The organism is Romboutsia sp. 13368, assembly GCF_018336475.1.
Classification (GTDB): domain Bacteria; phylum Bacillota; class Clostridia; order Peptostreptococcales; family Peptostreptococcaceae; genus Romboutsia.
On sequence record NZ_CP048741.1, the window covers coordinates 887,519 to 889,315 of the forward strand.

Here is a 1,797-nt window from a genome sequence, read left to right on the forward strand (position 1 = left end):
ACTATTACTTTTAATAAAGATATATGTATATCAAATACAGATTTAAAGATTTTGAAGAAAAATATAAAAATAATAATAGATGAAAATAACATAGCTATAAGACTTGTTACCTCTTGGGCAACTAGAGAAGATGCAGTTGATGAATTTATAGAATATATGAAAGGATTAAGGAGAGTGAAAGTGTGTTAAAAACTAACAAAGAAAACTTAGTAAAGTGGTCAGTACAAGGTAAGATACATCATCCATTAGGAGGAAACTATAGAATAACTTTTGATGGAAAACCAATGGTACTTCCTGCAACTGGTGGTATATCATATAATGTTAAAATAGGAGATAGTGCATTTAACTGGGTAGGAGACCATGTTGAGCCAGGTGTTTCTATAAGAAATGAAAATACTACTGAAAATGCAGCATTAACTACTTTTTCCTGTATAGGTAATGAGGCTAAGGTTGTATCAGGAGATGCWAAAGGTAAAAAAGGTTATGTAACAGGAATGCATGGTGGTATAGAGCATGTTATGATATACTTTGATGAAGATACTTTAGAAGATTTAGCTATAGATGATAAAATACTAGTTAAAGCTTACGGTCAAGGTTTAAGTATAAAAGGCTATGAAGATATAGCAGTTATGAGTATAGATCCAAACTTGTTTGAAAAACTAGAAATAAAAGAAAAGAACGGAAAGTTACAAGTTCCAGTTGTTGCATCTGTTCCAGCATATCTTATGGGTTCAGGAACAGGTTCTTCAAATGCTTATAGTGGAGATTATGATATAATGACTGCTGATAAAGTAGAAATAAARAGACTAGGACTTGATAAGTTAAGATTTGGAGATTTAGTATTACTTGAAGATCATGATAATACTTATGGAACAGGATACTTAGGTGGAGCTGTTTCAATAGGTGTTATAGTACATAGTGATTGTGTAAAATCTGGTCATGGACCAGGTGTTACAGTTATAATGAGTTCTAGTAAAGGCAACATAGAAGGTAAAATARATCAAAATGCAAACATAGGATACTACATGAATAAATAAGGAGAAGCATATGAAAGTAGGATTTTAGAAATTGAAGGTATGAGAAGTGCTGTTATAAAGGCAATGAGTTCTTGTATAGAAAAATCTATTAAAATGAGCAATAAATAAGGAGACGTATATGAAAGACAATAAGAGATATTATGATTATATAGATAAACTAATAAATGATACWCCAGATTTTATGATTATAAATGATGATGARAGTTATGTATTACTTGATAGGTTAGTAGTTGATTTAAGTGAGAATGCTATGCCGTGGTTATTTAAAGTTTATTTAGATAMWAATTATAATATTTTAAARGAAGATAATCTTACAGATTATATAAAGGATAAGTATAAGGATTTTAATTTAAAGGTTAGAAATGAAAATGGAAATGTATTTTTAAACAAGGATGTTATGTATGTAATACTTAAAGAACTAGAAGAAAATAATCAAGTTGTATATGAAAATGAAAAGTTTAATTTAAAATAAACTATTTTTATTATTTTAAAGCCCTGACAATTTGTCAGGGTTAAATACTTTAAATAATAGGATTTATTATACATTCTGTGATTAATTATATATAAATATTGKWWWKWAWWARWRAASTATACTAAATTAATTKAATAAATCMAAGTAAAAATGCTGTCTACATATAAAGTGTGGACAGCATTTTTACGTACAAGGAAATTATGCTATGAAATTTTTTGTGGATAACCTATGAATATAAGTAATATCAATGATTTTATAAAAGTAAAAAATTACATTTTGAGAAACGTA

At 27.5% G+C, this 1,797-nt stretch carries 3 protein-coding genes; all 3 read left to right on the top strand.

What is annotated here, in order from left to right; genetic code table 11:
• Positions 1–189: hypothetical protein (locus G3997_RS03565; RefSeq protein WP_330616192.1), on the top strand; the 189-nt coding region annotated here is incomplete at its 5' end.
• Positions 183–1,037 carry a DUF4438 domain-containing protein gene (locus G3997_RS03570; RefSeq protein ID WP_296648203.1) on the top strand — a complete coding sequence of 285 codons (855 nt, stop codon included), beginning with the start codon at positions 183–185 and terminating at the stop codon, positions 1,035–1,037. The genes G3997_RS03565 and G3997_RS03570, both read left to right, overlap by 7 nt.
• A 118-nt stretch (positions 1,038–1,155) precedes the next feature.
• Positions 1,156–1,509 carry a hypothetical protein gene (locus G3997_RS03575; RefSeq protein ID WP_296648207.1) on the top strand — a complete coding sequence of 118 codons (354 nt, stop codon included), beginning with the start codon at positions 1,156–1,158 and terminating at the stop codon, positions 1,507–1,509.
• The last annotated feature ends 288 nt before the right edge of the window (positions 1,510–1,797 follow it).